The 16,436-nt window shown below is 71.5% G+C and carries 17 protein-coding genes; 6 read left to right on the forward strand and 11 right to left on the reverse strand.

Features of this window, described 5'->3' with window-relative positions:
- Positions 1-15 precede the first annotated feature (15 nt).
- Positions 16-501, reverse strand: coding sequence for an Lrp/AsnC family transcriptional regulator (locus tag IEY87_RS44415; protein WP_189144942.1), 486 nt, complete (start codon positions 499-501; stop codon positions 16-18).
- 93 nt (positions 502-594) lie between these two features.
- Here IEY87_RS44415 and IEY87_RS47075 point away from each other — a divergent pair, with 93 nt between their 5' ends.
- Together IEY87_RS47075 and IEY87_RS44425 are read left to right on the forward strand one after the other, a co-directional pair.
- The gene (locus IEY87_RS47075; protein ID WP_189144943.1) at positions 595-2,940 is read left to right on the forward strand and encodes a GH1 family beta-glucosidase; all 2,346 of its coding nucleotides are present in this window, start codon (positions 595-597) and stop codon (positions 2,938-2,940) included.
- 64 nt (positions 2,941-3,004) lie between these two features.
- Positions 3,005-4,189 (forward strand): hypothetical protein, encoded by a 1,185-nt coding sequence (locus IEY87_RS44425; RefSeq protein ID WP_189144944.1) that lies wholly within the window; start codon positions 3,005-3,007, stop codon positions 4,187-4,189.
- A gap of 81 nt (positions 4,190-4,270) precedes the next feature.
- Here IEY87_RS44425 and IEY87_RS44430 read toward each other — a convergent pair whose 3' ends face one another.
- From IEY87_RS44430 to IEY87_RS46930, 5 genes are all read right to left on the reverse strand, one after another.
- Positions 4,271-5,683, reverse strand: a complete 1,413-nt coding sequence (locus IEY87_RS44430; protein ID WP_189144945.1) for a glycoside hydrolase family 16 protein — start codon at positions 5,681-5,683, stop codon at positions 4,271-4,273.
- A 153-nt stretch (positions 5,684-5,836) separates the two neighbouring features.
- The gene (locus IEY87_RS44435) at positions 5,837-6,550 is read right to left on the reverse strand and encodes a vWA domain-containing protein (protein WP_189144946.1); all 714 of its coding nucleotides are present in this window, start codon (positions 6,548-6,550) and stop codon (positions 5,837-5,839) included.
- Complete coding sequence (locus tag IEY87_RS44440; protein ID WP_189144947.1) at positions 6,543-7,592, reverse strand: hypothetical protein; 1,050 nt, start codon at positions 7,590-7,592, stop codon at positions 6,543-6,545. Before IEY87_RS44440 ends, IEY87_RS44435 begins: the two co-directional genes overlap by 8 nt.
- A 146-nt stretch (positions 7,593-7,738) precedes the next feature.
- Positions 7,739-8,458 (reverse strand): DUF5941 domain-containing protein, encoded by a 720-nt coding sequence (locus IEY87_RS46925; protein ID WP_189144948.1) that lies wholly within the window; start codon positions 8,456-8,458, stop codon positions 7,739-7,741.
- Positions 8,455-9,993, reverse strand: coding sequence for a CDP-alcohol phosphatidyltransferase family protein (locus IEY87_RS46930; RefSeq protein ID WP_189144949.1), 1,539 nt, complete (start codon positions 9,991-9,993; stop codon positions 8,455-8,457). The genes IEY87_RS46925 and IEY87_RS46930 overlap by 4 nt, the downstream gene beginning before the upstream one ends.
- A 149-nt stretch (positions 9,994-10,142) precedes the next feature.
- Here IEY87_RS46930 and recO point away from each other — a divergent pair, with 149 nt between their 5' ends.
- The 3 genes from recO to IEY87_RS44465 are packed head-to-tail and all read left to right on the forward strand — an operon-like array spanning position 10,143 to position 12,004.
- Entirely contained in the window at positions 10,143-10,877 is a 735-nt protein-coding gene (recO, locus tag IEY87_RS44455) for a DNA repair protein RecO (RefSeq protein WP_189144950.1), read from the forward strand.
- Positions 10,874-11,665, forward strand: a complete 792-nt coding sequence (locus IEY87_RS44460; protein ID WP_189144951.1) for an isoprenyl transferase — start codon at positions 10,874-10,876, stop codon at positions 11,663-11,665. Before recO ends, IEY87_RS44460 begins: the two co-directional genes overlap by 4 nt.
- 9 nt (positions 11,666-11,674) lie before the next feature.
- On the forward strand, positions 11,675-12,004 hold the full coding sequence (locus IEY87_RS44465; RefSeq protein WP_189144952.1) for a DHCW motif cupin fold protein: 330 nt from the start codon (positions 11,675-11,677) through the stop codon (positions 12,002-12,004).
- A 10-nt stretch (positions 12,005-12,014) separates the two neighbouring features.
- On the opposite strand, the gene IEY87_RS44470 is transcribed toward IEY87_RS44465, so the two are convergent.
- Positions 12,015-12,563, reverse strand: a complete 549-nt coding sequence (locus IEY87_RS44470) for a CGNR zinc finger domain-containing protein (RefSeq protein ID WP_189144953.1) — start codon at positions 12,561-12,563, stop codon at positions 12,015-12,017.
- Between the two features lie 69 nt (positions 12,564-12,632).
- Between IEY87_RS44470 and IEY87_RS44475 the strand changes: the two genes are divergently transcribed.
- Entirely contained in the window at positions 12,633-13,550 is a 918-nt protein-coding gene (locus tag IEY87_RS44475; RefSeq protein ID WP_189144954.1) for a DMT family transporter, read from the forward strand.
- Here IEY87_RS44475 and IEY87_RS44480 read toward each other — a convergent pair.
- Genes IEY87_RS44480 through IEY87_RS44495 form a run of 4 tightly spaced genes read right to left on the reverse strand, consistent with a single transcriptional unit; the run spans position 13,490 to position 16,411 of the window.
- On the reverse strand, positions 13,490-13,879 hold the full coding sequence (locus IEY87_RS44480) for a Fur family transcriptional regulator (RefSeq protein ID WP_189144955.1): 390 nt from the start codon (positions 13,877-13,879) through the stop codon (positions 13,490-13,492). The genes IEY87_RS44475 and IEY87_RS44480 overlap by 61 nt on opposite strands.
- On the reverse strand, positions 13,876-14,748 hold the full coding sequence (locus IEY87_RS44485) for a metal ABC transporter permease (RefSeq protein ID WP_189144956.1): 873 nt from the start codon (positions 14,746-14,748) through the stop codon (positions 13,876-13,878). Before IEY87_RS44485 ends, IEY87_RS44480 begins: the two co-directional genes overlap by 4 nt.
- Positions 14,745-15,536, reverse strand: a complete 792-nt coding sequence (locus IEY87_RS44490; RefSeq protein ID WP_189144957.1) for a metal ABC transporter ATP-binding protein — start codon at positions 15,534-15,536, stop codon at positions 14,745-14,747. The genes IEY87_RS44485 and IEY87_RS44490 overlap by 4 nt, the downstream gene beginning before the upstream one ends.
- Complete coding sequence (locus IEY87_RS44495) at positions 15,524-16,411, reverse strand: metal ABC transporter substrate-binding protein (RefSeq protein ID WP_225278272.1); 888 nt, start codon at positions 16,409-16,411, stop codon at positions 15,524-15,526. The genes IEY87_RS44490 and IEY87_RS44495 overlap by 13 nt, the downstream gene beginning before the upstream one ends.
- Positions 16,412-16,436 lie beyond the last annotated feature (25 nt).

Consider the following 16,436-nt stretch of genomic DNA (forward strand, 5'->3'; position numbering starts at 1 on the left):
GTTCTGTTGCGAGTTTCAGCCGGGGACCGGCGATCCGTTGCGCGGCTCCGCCACCGCGCTCCCGGGAGGGCTGTCGACCAGCCTGGACAGCACGATCGAGCTCTTCGTCCGCACCACGAACGCCTCCGCCGCTATCCGCTCGATCACCCGCTCCACATGGCGTACGTCGGTCGCCCGGATGTGCAGCAGCGCGTCCGCCTCGCCGGTGATCGTGGCCGCGCCGACCACCTCCGGATAGCGGGCCACGGCCAGCGCGATGTCGGACGGCTTGGTCTTGCCCTGGCAGAACAGCTCGACGTAGGCCTCGGTCGTCCAGCCGAGCGCCTGCGGCGCCACCCTGGCGCTGAAACCGGTGATCGCGCCGGTCACCCGCAGCCGATCCACCCGCCGCTTGACCGCCGACGCGCTCAACCCCACCTGATGGCCGATCTCGGCGTAGGTCGCGCGGGCGTCCTCGACGAGCGCGGCGATGATGTCACGGTCCAACCGATCCAGTTCCACGCGCTCTGTATACAGCCTCGCCCGTGTGGCGCGCGACGATCTGAGCACGCGAGACTGGGCGCTACGCACACCGGCCGGAAGGTTCCCGAAGAGATGAGCAGAACGAGGTTCCCGGAAGACTTCGTGTGGGGCACGTCCACGTCCGCCTACCAGGTCGAAGGCGCCAACGGGGAGGACGGCAGGGGCCCTTCCATCTGGGACTCCTTCTCCGACTCCGGGGCCGCCTGCGACCACTACCACCGCTATCCCGACGACGTGCGGCTGATGAAGGACCTGGGCGTGGGCGCCTACCGGTTCTCGGTGAGCTGGCCCAGGGTGCTGCCCGAGGGGGCCGGCCGGGTGAACCCGGCGGGGCTGGACTTCTACGACAAGCTGGTCGACGAGCTGCTGGACGCGGGGATCAAGCCGTACGTCACCCTCTACCACTGGGACCTGCCCCAGGCGCTGGAGGAGCGCGGCGGCTGGCCGGAGCGGGACACCGCCTACCGGTTCGCCGACTACGCGCAGGTGGTGCACGATCGGCTGGGCGACCGGGTGGGCACCTGGCTGACGCTGAACGAGCCGTGGGTGGCGGCGTTCATCGGCCACGCCGCAGGCATCCACGCGCCCGGCAGGAAGTCGGCCGCCGACGCGTTCACCGCCGCGCACCACATGCTGCTCGGGCACGGGCTGGCGGCCCGCGCGCTCCGCGCGGCGGGCGCCGCCGAGGTCGGCGTGGCGCTCAACCTCGCCCCCGTGCTGACTCCCGGCCAGGTGACCGGCTCCGGCAAGCGGCTCTCCGAGGAGGACGCCGAGGCGGTGGACCGGATCGACCAGCTCATGCACGGCCAGTTCCTGGAGCCGATGCTGCGCGGCCGCTATCCGGAGCGCCTGCTGGAGATCGTGGACCGGACCGCCGGGCTCGGCCATGTCCGCGACGGGGACCTGGAGATCATCGCCCAGCCCATCGACCTGCTCGGCGTCAACTACTACGCGCCCTGCGTGGTCCAGGCCCAGCCCGGCGAGCCGGCCGACCTCGCCTATCCGGGCAGCGAGAACATCCTGTTCACCACCGTGCCGACCGCCGTGACCGCCATGGGCTGGGCCATCGTGCCGAGCGCGCTGACGCTGCTGCTGGGCCGGCTGTCGCGGGACTACCCCGACCTGAATCTCATGATCACCGAGAACGGGGCCGACTTCGCCGACACCGTGACCGGCGACGGCGTCCACGACGCCGACCGCGTCAGCTTCATCGAGGAGCACCTGCGCGCCCTGCTGACCGCCGTCGAGCAGGGCGCCAAGGTGCGCGGCTACCTCGTCTGGTCGCTGCTCGACTGCCACGAGTGGGCCGACGGCTACCAGCGCAGGTTCGGTCTCGTCCACGTGGACTTCGGCACCCAGCGGCGGATCATGAAGGACAGCGCCCTGTGGTACCGCGACGTCATCAAGCGCGGCGGGCTCGGCGACGACCGGCTCAGACGTCCCACGCTGGAGACCGTGGCCGCGCGCGCCCGCGTCTCCAGGGCCACCGTCTCCCGTGTGGTCAACGGCGAGCCATCGGTCAGCGCGGACGCGCGCGCGAAGGTGCTGCTGGCCGTCAAGGAGCTCGGCTACGTGCCCAACGCGGCGGCCAGGAGCCTGGTCACCCGCCGCACCGACACCATCGCGCTGGTCCTGTCGGTCCCCGGGCAGCGCGGCGACGCGCTCACGGCCGCTGTCGTGCACTACGTCACCAGTGTGCTCGAAAGCGCGGGCAAGCGGATCACGCTCATGCTCTCCGACACCGCCGAGAGTCACCGGCGCATCGTCCAGCACGTGGAGGCCGGGCTGGTGGACGGGGTGATCCTGCTGCCGGCGGATGACACCGACCCGCTGACCGAGCGGCTGGCCCGCACCGACGCGCCCATCGTGCTGCTGGGCAAGCCCGCCATCACCTCGCTCGTCCCGTACGTGGACGTGGACAACGCGGCGGGAGCCGCGGCCGCGACCGAGCACCTGCTGCGCCAGGGGCGCCGGCACATCGGCATGGTCTGCGGCCCCACCCATCTGGTCGCCGTTCAGGACCGGCTCACCGGTCACCGCGACGCCCTCCAGCGCGCGGGCCTGCGGCCGCACGTGGCGCCCGCCGGCCTCGACGGGGAGTCGGCGGTGGCGGCGACCGCGCGGCTCATGCACGACGCGGGCCGCCTGGACGCGATCTTCGCCAGCAGCGACGAGCTGGCCGCCGGCGTCCTGCGGGCGGTCGAGGGGATGGGCCTGCGGGTGCCGGCGGACCTCGCGGTCGTGGGCTTCGGCGACGTGGCCGCCGCCTCTTGGACCAGCCCCGCGCTGACCACCGTACGCGTCCCCGTCGCGGGGCAGGCCAAGGCGCTGGCCAGGCTGCTGCTGTCCAGGCTGGAAGGCAGGCCGACCACCTCGGTCGTGCTGCCTGCGAGCCTGGTGGTCCGCGACAGCGGCTGAGCGGACCCTCGCGGCGGGCGGCCCGGCGGTTAGCATCGAAGGACAGCCCTTCGCTGGAGGCCAGATGCCCCTCTTCCGCCGGCACAAGGACGAACCCATCGACCCCGGACAGGTCGCCCGGATCGCGCCCGCTGTGGCGTACGACGGCGACCTCTACCACCTGCCCGACTGGGCGGCCCGCCGGCGCGAGGAGCGTGAGCTGGGCCGCGGGCACGCCACCGACGGCCAGATCGACACGCTGACGCTGCAGACCGGCAGCGTGCCGCGCTTCCAGGAGCTGGAGGACGAGCGGCTGGGCGAGCTGGCCGAGATCGAGAACCTCACCGAGCGGGAGATCCAGCAGGCGCGCGCCGCCTTCGAGACCCAGAAGATCAAGCTGGCCGAGTCGCAGCGCGCCTTCACCGACGCCCGCGCGGCCCTGGACGACACCCAGCCGCGGGTCGCCGAGCTGGAGCAGCCCAGCAGGCGCGCCGGCGACGGCCGGCCCAGCTCGATCGCCCTGTCCGGCAGTCGCTGGCCCACCGTGCGCCGCTGGCTGCCCGCCGCCCTGCTGCTGCTCCTGCTGCTGATCGTCGAGGTGCCGATCCTCTATCAGGTGATCCTCAGCTGGGGCGACAGCGTCGCGATGACCGCGCTGCTCGCCGCCGGCACGGCCCTGATCATGCTGGTCGCGCCGCACATGTACGGCAGGGCGTTCCGATCCTGGCAGGAGCACGGCGGCTCGGCGCGAGGGCGCTGGCTGCTGATCGTCGTGGCGCTGGTCTGGCTGGGGCTCATCGTGGCCGTCGCGGTGCTGCGCAGGGACGCCCTGGTCAAGCCGCTGATCGTGGACGGGCAGGCGATCGGGCCCACCTCCGAGGGAGTCGGCCAGTTGCCGACGATGATCCTCCTGCTGGCCTTGCTCATCGCCACCGCGCTGATCGCGGCGGACCTCGGCCGCCGGATGCACAATCCCAACGACGTCAGGCTGCGTGAGCTGCGCGCCAAGCGGGACGCCGAGGCGCGGGCCCTCGCCGCCGCCCAGGCCGTCTACCAGCAGGACGCCGGCCACGCCGAGAGCATCGCCCAATACCTGCAGTCCGCCGACCGGCGCGGGGCGGGCCGGCTGCGGCAGCTCGACAGCGGCTTCGACAGCCTGGCCACGGCCTACCTCGGCGGGGTGGTGGAGGGGCTGCGCGATCCGGAGGCCGCGAGCTGGGCCGAGCGGATCGTGGTCAGGCGCCGCGACGCGGGTGCGCGCGGCGCCTGACTCTTTCGGTGAAGCCGGTGAAGCCTGAGCCGGTGGCCCCTGCCGGTGGCCCCTGCCGGTGGGGCCTCAGCCGGTGGGGCCTCAGTTGGTGGAGAAGGTGAACCAGTTGACGTTGACGAAGTCGGCCGGCTGGCCGCTGCTGAACGTCAGGTAGACCGTGTGCGTGCCGGTCACCGGCGACATGTTCGCCGGTACCGTCCGCCAGCTCTGCCAGCCACCCGTGTTGGCCAGCGCGAACTCGGCGACCGGCGAGGCGGTCGGGCTGCCGAGCCGCACCTGTACGAGCCCGCTCACCCCGGCGCCCGCGCCGGACGCCACCCTGGCCTTGAACTGTGTGGCGGCCTGGCTGCCGAAGTTCACGCCGTCGAAGCGGAGCCAGTCGCCGTTGGCGATGGCGCCGACGTTCCGGCCGCCGTCGGTGTCGGTGGTGTTCTCCGTGAAGGTGCCCTGCTGGGCCTGGTGGTTCTCGGCCTGGATCCGGGATCGGGCGTCCACGTTGCCGGGCTCGGGGTCGGGATCGGGGTCAGGGTCGGGATTGCCGGTGCCGCTCTGCCACACGGCCACGTAGTCGACGACCATCGGGTTCCCCGGCACGGTGGCCGCGGTCGGTGTGGCGCTGCCGGCCACGCCGTTCGGGAACGCGCCGCCCATGGCCACGTTGAGCAGCAGGAAGTAGCCGGCGTGGCCGGTCATGTTGTTCCAGGTGGCCGCGTCGAACCGGGACTGGCTCAGGCTGTGGAACAACTGGCCGTCCACGTACCAGCGCAGTTGGTTGGGACTGACGCTGCGGTCCCACTCGAAGCGGTAGTTGTGGAAGGCGGACTGGCAGGTCGAGCCGGGGCAGGCGCGGCTGGCGCCGAGGCCGTTGAACTCGTCGCACGGGCCGGCCGGGGCGACACCGCAGTGCAGCACGGCCCACACGGAGTTGAGGCCGTTGACGTTCTCCATGATGTCGAACTCGCCGATGCCGGGCCAGTTCCAGTAGCTGCCCCGGTAGGGGGAGCCGAGGGCCCAGAACGCCGGCCAGTAGCCGGCGGCGGCGGCGCCGGTGACGTTCGGCATCTGGATGCGGCCCTCGATGCGCAGGATCCGGCCGTCGGCGGGCTTGAAGTCGCTGCGCCTGGTCTCGATGCGCGCGGACGTCCACTCGCCGGAGGAGCTGCGGCGCGGGGTGATGCGCAGGTTGCCGGAGCCGTCGAGGCCCAGGTTGGTGGAGTTGGCGGTGTAGTTCTGGATCTCACCGGTGCCCCAGTTGTCCGGGCCGCCGGGGTAGTTGTGGCCGGTGTCGACGATCCAGTTGGCCGACGACGGGGGCGAGTTCGCCGGGCCGTTGAAGTCGTCGGCCCAGACCTGGGACCAGCCTGAGGGGGTGGCCGGGACGTCGGCGGAGGCGCTCACGGCGCCGTGGACGAGGAGGCCGCTGAGGGTGATCACCGCCGCTGCCATCGCCGCGAGCCGCCTGCGGCCCGCCGTTCCTAAGGGTCGTAATGTCATCGCTGCTCCTGGGGGATGCGGAGGCGGACGAGCAAGAGAGCGCTCTCTCACGAACGTAAACACATCAGTTAACGCGTTGTCAACGATCCGCACGGCGCTGTCGATCGTGGAGTGAAGGTCGCGCGGCGCTGCTGGGAGAGCGCTCTCAGTTGCCTACAGCAGGTCCACCGAGGTCGCCCCGGCGTCCTGCAGCGCCTGCTTCCAGAACGCCTCCAGCAGCGGGAAGCGGTCCGGGCCCGAGGTCTTCTCCCGCAGGAACCCGTGCACCGTCACGGCATAGCCGCTCAGATCGGGCAGCAGCCGGGCGTCCAGCAACTCCTTGATCTTCCGCTGCCTGGCCGCCTCACTGAGGTCCAGCTTGCCCAGGTCCAGCTCGCCCCGGTTGTTGATCAGATCGCTGAACACGATGATCTGGTGCGCCCGGTCCGGCTGCCGTCGCGCGTCGGCCTGCTTCACGACATACCGCAGCGCGCCCAGCACATCCGACCCCTGACCCTCGGCCGGGCAGTCGAACAGCTTGACCGCCCGCGGCAGCACCTCGGTGCCCCGGTGCTGGCGGATCCGCTCCTCGACGACCGGATTCGCATTCGGGTTCTCGGCCGAGGTGGCGGCGAGGGCCACTGGATCCTGGCGGCACGAACTGCTCTCCGAGCTGCCCGTCACGGCCGCGAAGGCGACCCAGTCGCACCCCTCGGCGAACGCGGGCAGCTTCGAGGTCACGTCCTTCCTTGAGGTGTCCGGATCGGCGTAGGAGGTGGAGTCCACCACCACCCCGCACACCGCCCTCGCCTCCGTCCCGCACCCGGCCACCCCCGCCGCGACCAGCACCACCACGCCACCCGCCGCCACCCCACGCCACCTACGCACGCCCATCGCCCTTCCCGCCGCCGTCGTGATCCTTCGGGGGAGACCCGCTGCCGCTGTGGTCCTTCGCGGGCCCTTGATCCCTTTCTCCGCCCTTTTCAGACTCTTCCGGTACGTCCTGCTCGATCGCCGGCACCGGCGTGGCCGACAGCCGTTGTGGGGCGAGGGAGAGGCGCGGGCCGGACCGTACGGTCGGCAGGACCTCGGCGTGCCACACCTCGATGCGCTCCTCCACCTCGTGCAGGATGCGGCCCATCTCCTCCCGGCCGGAGACGCCCGCCGGGGTGTCGCCGGTGGCGTTCATCGCGATGACCTCCCCCTTCCACAGCGACGGAATCTCCTCCCGGCGCGGATGCGCGCGCAGCACACCGCTTCGGTAGGCGGCGATGAGCTGCTCGGCCCTGGCGTGCAGCGCCTCCACGGCGTGCTCGCGCTCGATCAGGGCGCTCTCCCGCTCCTGGCCGAGCTGCGCCAACCGCGCGCGGGCCTGCCGTACGGTCTCCCCGGCCGCCGTCAGCTCCCGCCGCCGCCGCGCCTCCGCCCGCCGCGACCGGGCCTCGGCGATGGAGATGAACGGATCATCCACGCCCCCGGCGTGAGCCGCCTGCGTCCCACGGACCGGGTCCGAGGCGAGCCCGGACTCGGGGCTGGGATGGGCGGCGGGGCCGGATTCGGGGCCTGGATCGGTGCCGGGGGCAGGGGTGAAGCCTTGCGGGAGGTGTTCTGGGTCGGCGGCGGGTCGTGGGTGGCCGTTGGCGGGCGGGGCGGGGCGTAAGTCGGGTCGGCTCAGCTCACGCATGATCGTCTGCTGGGCACCCAGCGCCCGCTCCAGCAGCGCGGTGCGCCTGGCCGCCAGTTCCCTGTCGACCTCGGTGATCTGCTCGCGAGCCCGGGCGCGTACCTCGGTGACGTAGGCGGGCTGACGGTCCGGGTCGGTGAACTCGTTCAGCGGGTGCCGACGCGCGTCCCGCATGCCCTGCCTGCGCGCTTCCTCCCGCTCTGCCAGTGGATCGCTCCGCCTGAACAGCCGTGACAAGAACGCCATCCGCGTCTCCCGGCTCCCGGATGCCCTGGATCCCCAGACTAATCGGTCACATCCGGCCCCAAGCGGCTGTCGCCGCCCGGAAAACGCACGAAGCCGGCCGCCCCGGAGGGCGGCCGGCCACGTGCGTGAAGGGGAAGTCGGCGGAGCTAGGCCTTCTCGGCTTCGCCGGTGGCCTGCTCCATGACCTCTTCGGGAGAGGCCTCCAGGTCCTGCTCGGCGTCCGCGCCGGCCTGGGCGGACGCCTTGTCCAGGCGCACCCAGCTCGTCACGCTCTCCACCGCGAACAGCACGAACAGGTAGGCCGTCAGCACCGCGAGCACCGGCGTGACCCAGCCCAGCGCGGCGCCCAGGCCGATGATGAGCAGCCGGAGCTCCCAGCCGAGCCCGGCGTGGAACACCCAGGCTGGCGGCCAGATGCTCTGCCGGGTGCGGTAGACGGTGTCGTAGGTGTGGTAGCCGACGACGTACACCAGCACGAACAGCAGCCACTTGGGCGCGTCGGCCGCCAGGCCGATCACGATGATGGTGAGGAACTCGGTGCCGCGCAGCAGCGGCGGGGTGAGCCAGTCGAGCCGGCCGAGGTGGTCGCGCGGCGCGGTCGGCAGCACCAGCAGCACCACGATCAGCGGCGGGACGAGCAGCATCGGGCCGGGCTGGAGCAGCCCGGTGGCGCTGACCGCGATGACGGCCAGCAGGGCCGCCAGGGCGGCGGGGACGGGGGGAAGGCCTTTGCCGAGCTTGTCGGCCACCGCGTGGACGAGCGGGCCGTCGTCGCGGTAGGCGAGCAGGCGGGCGGTCTGGATGCGCCGGCGCTCCTCGTCGGGGTCCGGCGTGGGGCCTGCGGCGGCCTGCGGTTGGGTGATCATGCGAGCGACCTCATGAGGCGTCCGGTCAGGGTGTATGTGGCGGCGACGGTGCCCCAGATCACCAGCGTGAGGAAGGTAATGCGGGCGTCGAAGAGGGCGGCGGTGATCGCGATGGCCGCGAACCGCTCGCCGATGGGGAACACGATCATCTTACGGGCCCAGTGGACGGCGCGGTACTTGCCGGCCTTGGACCACATCTTCAGCAGACCGCGGATGCCCTGCTTGCGCTCTTCCTTGCGGGCCACCAGGGCCCTGCGCAGGTCCCGGTCGTCGGCCGCGGTGAGCGGCAGCGTCGGCAACTGAGCGGGGGCCTTGCTGCGGCGGTTGGAGATGCCGAAGGAGAAGTCGAGCAGGTGGCGTACGGACTGCAGGCCGATGGCCGCCAGCGCGAGGATCCAGATGTCGTCGCTGTTGCCCGAGACCACCCAGCCGATGGACAGTCCGGCGAAGACGACGTACTCCTTGAACCGGTCGAACGTGGCGTCCAGCCACGCGCCCAGCACCCCGAACTTGCGGGCGTAACGGGCGACCTGGCCGTCGACGCAGTCGAAGACGAAGGCGAAGTAGATCAGCACCCCGCCCGCGATCATCCCGGGCCGGTCGCCGGTGGCGAAGCAGGCGGCGGCGGCGATGCCGAGCGCGATCGAGATCAACGTCACCTGGTTGGGCGTCAGGCCGCGCCTGGCCGCCCAGCGGGCGATGAAACGGGAGTAGGTGGAGACGAAGTAGGTGGTGAAGAAGCCGTCGGCGCCCTTGACCGCGTGGTTGAGCCGGGCGCGGTCCTCGTTCATGCCGGACATCTCGGTGCCGGCCTCGTTGGCCTCCTCCTGGGTGGAGACCCGGCGGAAGAACAGGTCGCGGCGGCCCCGGATGCCGACCGACACGCCCCTGCGGACCAGGCCGAAGGCGATGAGCTGCACCAGGTCGTCGCTCTCGCCGAACGTGTCGGCCATGTCGGCCAGCTCGCGGCAGGTCTCGGCCAGCACGGGGGCGTTGCGGGTGCTGATCTGCATCGGCCCGAGCAGCACGGCGTTGGGCCTGGTCACCTTGTGGGTGGCGGTGCCGATGGACACCACCCGGGACTTGCCGATGCGGACGCGGACGGGTAGCCCTTCGACCCGGCTCATGCCGATCTCGGGGTCGGCCTCGTCGATGGGGACGGTCTCGGTGAGCTCTTGCTCTCCGGTCATCTGGCCGGCCGCCTCGTCGGCCGCCTCCTGACGTGGCTCCTTGGCGACGAGCACCAGCGCACCGCGCTTGGTCCTGTTGATCTGGTAGATCAGCTCGTCGTGGATGACCGAGTTCTCAGGAATGATGAACAGGTTCTCCGTCGCGGCATCCGCGACTTCGGCCAGGGCGCGCAGTGCGGCGGCCACGTCGCCGGTTTCGATCGTGGCGGGCCGCGGGTCCATCGTGAGGACCTGGCTGCGCAGTCGCTCGACGACGGTGGGATTGCCGGGAAGTGCGGCGAGCCTCAAGCCGGTCGGAGCGGTGTCGGGGCCGGGCGAAGAGCCCAGCAGGACCACGCGGGTCATGACTCCCTTTCGAGGCGGTAACGGGGGGTTGAACAACGGGCAATGGGGGACAGGCGTCAAAGTCTAGTGAGCGTTGCGGAAAGTCGCGTCACACCACAAGGGGTGTTGCACGAACTTTCTCCACTTTGGTACGGCCGTAGGATGGCCTGGTGAGTCTCTACCGGGATGAGGGCGTGGTCCTGCGCACCCAGAAACTCGGCGAGGCCGATCGCATCATCACCGTCCTGGCCAAGCGCACGGGCAAGGTGCGGGCCGTCGCCAAGGGCGTGCGCCGCACCACCTCGCGCTTCGGCGCCCGGCTGGAGCCGTTCACCCATGTGGACCTGCAGTTCCACACCGGCCGCTCACTCGACATCGTGACCCAGGCCGAGACGATCAGGCCCTATGGCGAGGCGCTGGCGATCGACTATCCCCGCTACACCGCGGGCAGCGCGATGCTGGAGACCGCGGACCGGCTCACCCATGGCGAGAAGGAGCCCGCGCTGCGGCAGTTCCTGCTGCTGGTGGGGGGACTGCGCACCCTGGCCGACGGAGTGCACGAGTCCCGATTGGTGCTCGACGCCTATTTCCTGCGCTCGCTGGCCGTCGCCGGTTATGCTCCCGCGCTGGAGGCCTGCGCCAGATGCCAGGCCCCGGCGATCAGGGCCTTCGCCATCGTGGCGGGCGGTGTGGTGTGCGGCGCGTGCAAGCCCGCCGGCTCGGCCGTGCCGGCGGGGGAGACGATCGGGCTCATGACGGCGCTGCTGCGCGGCGACTGGGTCGCCGCCGACGCCTCACAGCCGCGCCACCGCAGCGAGTGCAGCGGCCTGGTGGCGGCCTACCTGCAGTGGCATCTGGAGCATGGCATTCGCTCACTTCGACACGTGGAAAGAGAGCCGGTTTGAACGTCCGCCCGCCGTCACCCCACCCCTCGGGTGCGACGCCGCCGCCGATCCCGCGCGACCTGGTGCCGCGGCACGTGGCCATCGTCATGGACGGCAACGGCCGCTGGGCCAAGGCCCGCGGGCTGCCGCGCACCGAGGGCCACAAAGCGGGCGAGGCGTCGCTGTTCGACGTCATCGAGGGCGCGCTGGAGCTGGGCGTCCCCTACCTGAGCGCGTACGCCTTCTCGACGGAGAACTGGAAGCGCTCGCCCGACGAGGTCCGCTTCCTGATGGGCTTCAACCGTGACGTGATCCGGCGCCGCCGCGACGACCTGCATGCCATGGGCGTGCGGGTGCGCTGGGCGGGCAAGCCGGGGCGGCTGTGGAAGAGCGTCATCTCCGAGCTGCAGACGGCCGAGGAGATGACCGAGAAGAACCACAAGCTGACGCTGCAGTTCTGCGTCAACTACGGCGGCCAGGCGGAGATCGTCCAGGCGGCGGTCAAGCTGGCGGAGGACATCGCGGCCGGCCGCGTCAGGCCGTCGAAGGTGAACGAGAAGGTCTTCGCCCGCTACCTCGACGAGCCGGACATCCCGGAGGTGGACCTGTTCGTCCGGTCCTCCGGCGAGCAGCGCTTCTCCAACTTCCTGCTGTGGCAGTCGGCCTACGCCGAGATGGTGTTCCTGGACCGGCTCTGGCCCGACTTCGACCGGCGGGACCTGTGGGGGGCGTGCGAGACCTACGCCAAGCGCGACCGCCGCTACGGCGGGGCCCTGCCCAACCAGGTCCAGGGCCCCGGCCCCCTATAGGATCTTCGGATGGCGCTGACCGACATCCCCTTCGGGATCACCGACTGGTCGCAGGTTCCCACCACTGAGCACACGGGAGACCCGGGGGTCGCCACCTGGCGGACCCGCGAGTTCGGTTCGGTACGCGTCCGGATGGTGGAGTACAGCCCCGGCTACGTGGCCGACCACTGGTGCAGCCGGGGTCACATCTTGCTGGTGCTGGAGGGCACGCTCACCACCGAGCTGGCCGACGGCGAGATCGTCACGATGGAGGCGGGCAGCAGCTACCAGGTCGGGGACGACGTGCGGCCACATCGCTCCAGCACCGAGGTGGGCGCCCGGCTGTTCATCGTCGACTGACGCGCCGCGGTCAGGCGCGGCGGCGGGCTCGGTAGGCGGCCACGTGCATGCGGTTGCCGCAGGTGCGGCTGTCGCAGTAGACGCGCGAGCGGTTGCGGGACTCGTCGACGAAGACGCTCTCGCAGTCGGGGGCCGCGCAGGTGCGCAGCCGCTGCCACTCGTCCTCGACCAGCAGCTGCGCCAGCGCCACCCCGCAGTCGGCCGCCAGGTGCTCGGCGAGGGTGGCGTCGGCGGCGAAGTAGTGGATGTGCAGGGGATGGCCGTCGTGCTCGGTCAGCCGGGGGGTGATCCTGGTCTCCGACAGCAGCGAGTTGAGGACGCGCACGGCGGTGGCTTGGTCGGGGGCGGTGAAGACCCGGTGGAACGCTTCGCGTACCATCCGAACCTGACCGAGGTCGCGGGCAGTCAGTGTGGTGATGCCGCTGATCTGCCGCGATTCGACGAAGGACTGTAGTTCGGCCAGGCTCACCAGGTCGTCGTCACCGCCGGTGGACGGCGAGGTGTTGATGAGCTCGACGACGTCGGCGAGTGCATGCACCATGTCATGGCCAAACGCCATATTGACTCCTGTCGGGGCTGGTTCTAGCGTGGTCAAGCGTATCTCTCCCACGGGGGAGCGGGGGATTCCGTGAGTGCACATCGCCGTATCGTGCTGGTCGCGATCGCCGGTGCTCTGATCATTTCCACCTCCGCGCCCCTGGTCCGGATGGCGGAGGTGTCGCCCGCCACCTCGGCGCTGTTCAGGTGCGCCTACGCGGCGCCGCCGATGCTGGTGCTGGCCTGGCTGGAGCGGCGCAGGCTCGGGCCGCTGCCCGGCAGGGCGCGCAACCTGGCCTGGCTGGCCGGTCTGCTGTTCGCCCTCGACCTGCTGTTCTGGCACCACTCGATCGACTACGTGGGCGCGGGCCTGGCCACCGTGCTGGGCAACCTTCAGGTGTTCATCGTGGCGTTCGCCGCCTGGGCGGTGTTCCGCGAGCGGCCGTCGAACCGGCTGATGCTCGCCACCCCGGTGGTGTTCGTCGGCGTGGTGCTGATCTCCGGGGTCTTCGACAGCGCGGCGTACGGTGCGAATCCGGCGCTCGGCGTGCTCACCGGCATCGCCACCTCGATCGCCTACGCCGGGTTCATGCTGCTGCTGAAGGCCGGGGCGGGGCGCGCGGTGGGGCCGATCGCGCACGCCACCGCGGTCGCCACGCTGGCGATCGCGGCGCTCAGCCCGTTGTTCGGCGGGGCGGACTTCGCCCCGGCCTGGCCCGCGCACGGCTGGCTGCTGCTGCTCGCGCTCGGGCCGCAACTGCTCGGCTGGTCGCTGATCGCCTACACGCTGCCCCGGCAGCCCGCGGCGCTGACCGCCCTGCTCCTGCTCATCCAGCCGATGACGACGGTGGCCCTGTCGGCCGCGCTGCTCGGCGAGCGCCCCTCGGCGGCGCAACTCGCCGGCTGCGCGGTGATCGTCGCGGGCGTGCTGTGGGGCTCGCGGCGGCCTCAACCGGCCAGGGACGACTCGGAGCAGGACGAGCAGGTGCCGAAGACCTCGACCGTGTGAGTGATCTCGGTGAAGCCATGCTCGGTGCCGACCAGCTCGGCCCAGCGCTCGACGGCCGGACCCTCCACCTCGACGGTCCGGCCGCAGCGGCGGCAGACGAGATGGTGGTGGTGCTCGCCGGTGGCGCACGCGCGGTAGACCGACTCGCCGTCGTCGGTGCGCAGCACGTCGACATGGCCGCCGTCGGCCAGCGCCTGGAGCGCGCGGTAGACGGTGGTCAGGCCGATCTTGGCGCCGTGCTGGCGCATCTCGGCATAGACGTCCTGAGCGCTGCGGAAGCCCGCGCTCTGCCGAAGGGTGTCGTGGACGGCGTCACGTCTGGTGCTCACGCGACCTCCTTGACGCTCGTGCCGCGTCGCTGGCTCACTGTGGTCTCCTGGGATCTGCCTCGACGTACGAACTTACCGACACCGAGGGCCAGGACGAAGCCGAGCAGAGCAAGAAGCACGATGGCGGCGCCCGGCGCCACCTTGGCCGACTGGGACGAGACGAGCAGGCCGCCCACGGCGGCGATCACGCCGAACAGCATGGCCAGCAGCATCGTCGAGCGAAAACCCCTGGTCAGCTGCTGGCTGGTGGCCACCGGGATGACCATCAGCGCGCTGACGAGAAGCAATCCGACCACGCGCATGGCGATGACCACGGTGAGCGCGGCCGTGACGGCGATGAGCAGGCTGAGGAAACGCACCGGCAGGCCACTGGCCTTGGCCATCTCCTCGTCCTGGCAGAGCACGAACAGCTCCCTGCCGAAGATCCCGACCACCAGGAGCACCGCGACGGCCAGTCCGCCGATGACCCAGATGTCCAGCCTGGTGACGCTCGCGATCGCGCCGAACAGGTAGGCGTTGAGCTTGGCGTTGCTGCCGCCGGGCGCGATGCCCATGAGCATGACGCCGCCCGCGATGCCGCCGTAGAACAGCAGCGCCAGCGCGACGTCACCGCTGGTGCGGCCGCGCGCCCTGACCACCTCGATGGCGACGGCGCCGGCGATGGCGACCGCGACGGCGGTGAGCACGGGGGCCGTGCCGGTCAGGAAGCCGAGCGCGACGCCGGTCAGCGCCACGTGCCCGATGCCGTCGCCGAGCAGGGCCAGCCGGCGCTGCACGATGAAGGTCCCCACGGCGGGTGCGCAGAGCCCCACCAGCAGCGCCGCGATCAGCGCGAGCTGGAAGAATTCCCTGCCGAGCAAGTCGATCATGCTTCTCCCTGCCAGCCCTGCAGCGGCCCGGCGGCGGCGGTGACCTCGGGGGCGTGCGGGTGCACGTGCTCGTGCCCCGGTCTGGCGCACTCGCCCTCGGGCTGCGGCGGCGGTCCGTCGTGCGCGATGAGGCCCTCCCGGACCACGACGCCGCGGGTGATGAGCGGCTCCAGCGGGCCGAGCTCGTGCGCGACGAGCACGATGGTCTTGCCGTCGGCCACCAGCGTGGCCAGGGTGTCGGCGAGCAACTGCTGGGTGGCGGCGTCGACGCCCGCCGTGGGCTCGTCCATCACGTAGGTGTCGGGCCGGCCGGCCAGCGCGCGGGCGATCAGCACCCGCTGCTGCTGGCCGCCGGACAGCGACTGCACCGGATCGGCCGCCCGGTCGGCCAGGCCGACGGCCTCCAGCGCGTCCGCCACCGCCTCGCGGTCGGCGGCGGTGGTGAAGCGGAGCCTGCGCTGCCGGGCGATGCGGCCGGAGGTGACGATCTCGCCGACGGTGGCGGGCACGCCGCCGCCGACCGCCAGGCGCTGCGGCACATAGCCGATGCGCCACCAGTCACGGAACTTCGCGGGTGGGGCGCCGTACAGGAGGGTCTGGCCGCCGGACAGGGGCGTGAGGCCGAGCAGGGCGCGGATCAGGGTGGACTTGCCCGAGCCGTTGGCGCCCATGATGGCGACGACCTCGCCCGGACGGACGGTCAGGTCGACGCCACGCAAGATGGACCGCCGGTCGAGGGTCACTCGACCGGCGGTCATCGCGAAAGCGCGTTCGCTCATGGAGTGCATCCCAAAGAAGTCCGCAATGTCTGAAGATTGTCGCGCATGGCCGAAAGGTAGTCGCCTGCGGGCTTGCTTTCCAAAGGATCGAGCACCGCCGTCTTCGCGCCCGCCTCGGCGGCGAGCACTTCGGCGACCTTGGGGCTGACCAGGGCCTCGGTGAAGACGGTGGTCACCTTCTCGGCCTTGGCCAGCTCGGCGACCTCGGCGATGCGGGCGGGGGAGGGCTCGGTCTCCGGGTCGAGCGTGATGCCGACCTGCTTGAGCCGGTATCGGTCGGCCAGGTAGCCGAACGCCTCGTGCGCGGTGATCATGGTCTTGGTGGCGCAGGTGCTCAGGGCCTTGGTGAACTCCTGGTCCAGGGTGGACAGGGCGGCCGCGGTCGTGGCGGCGCGGTCCTTGAAGCCCTGCGCGTGCGCCGGGTCGGCGGCGGCCAGGCGCTCGCCGAGCTTGGTGGCGACGGTGGCGAAGCGGGCCGGGTCCAGCCACAGGTGCGGGTCGTAGGGGACCTCGTGCTCGTGGTCGACCTCGCCTTCGGCGTGCTCCTCGTGCTCGCCGGCGGGGATCGTGGTGACGGCGGTGGCGGCGTCGAAGGCGCGGTCCGCGGTGACCGCCTCGTCCACGGCGGGCTGCACGCCCTTGATGTAGACGGTCAGCGTGGCGTCCTCGAGGTCGGCGATCTGCTGCGCGCCGAGCTCCAAGTCGTGCGGCTCGACGCCGGCGGCGGTCAGGCTCCGCACGGTGATGTCGGGGCCGCCGACCTGCTCGGTCACCCACTGCAGCGGGTAGAAGGCGGCGAGCACCGCCGGCTTGCCCGCGGGTGCGGCGGCGGTGCTCGTGGAGCCGCAGGCGGTGGCGGTGAACGCCATGGCGCCCGCGAGCATACCGGCCACGCGCAGACGGGAATGT

The sequence above is a fragment of the Nonomuraea glycinis genome, from assembly GCF_014646515.1.
GTDB lineage: Bacteria > Actinomycetota > Actinomycetes > Streptosporangiales > Streptosporangiaceae > Nonomuraea > Nonomuraea glycinis.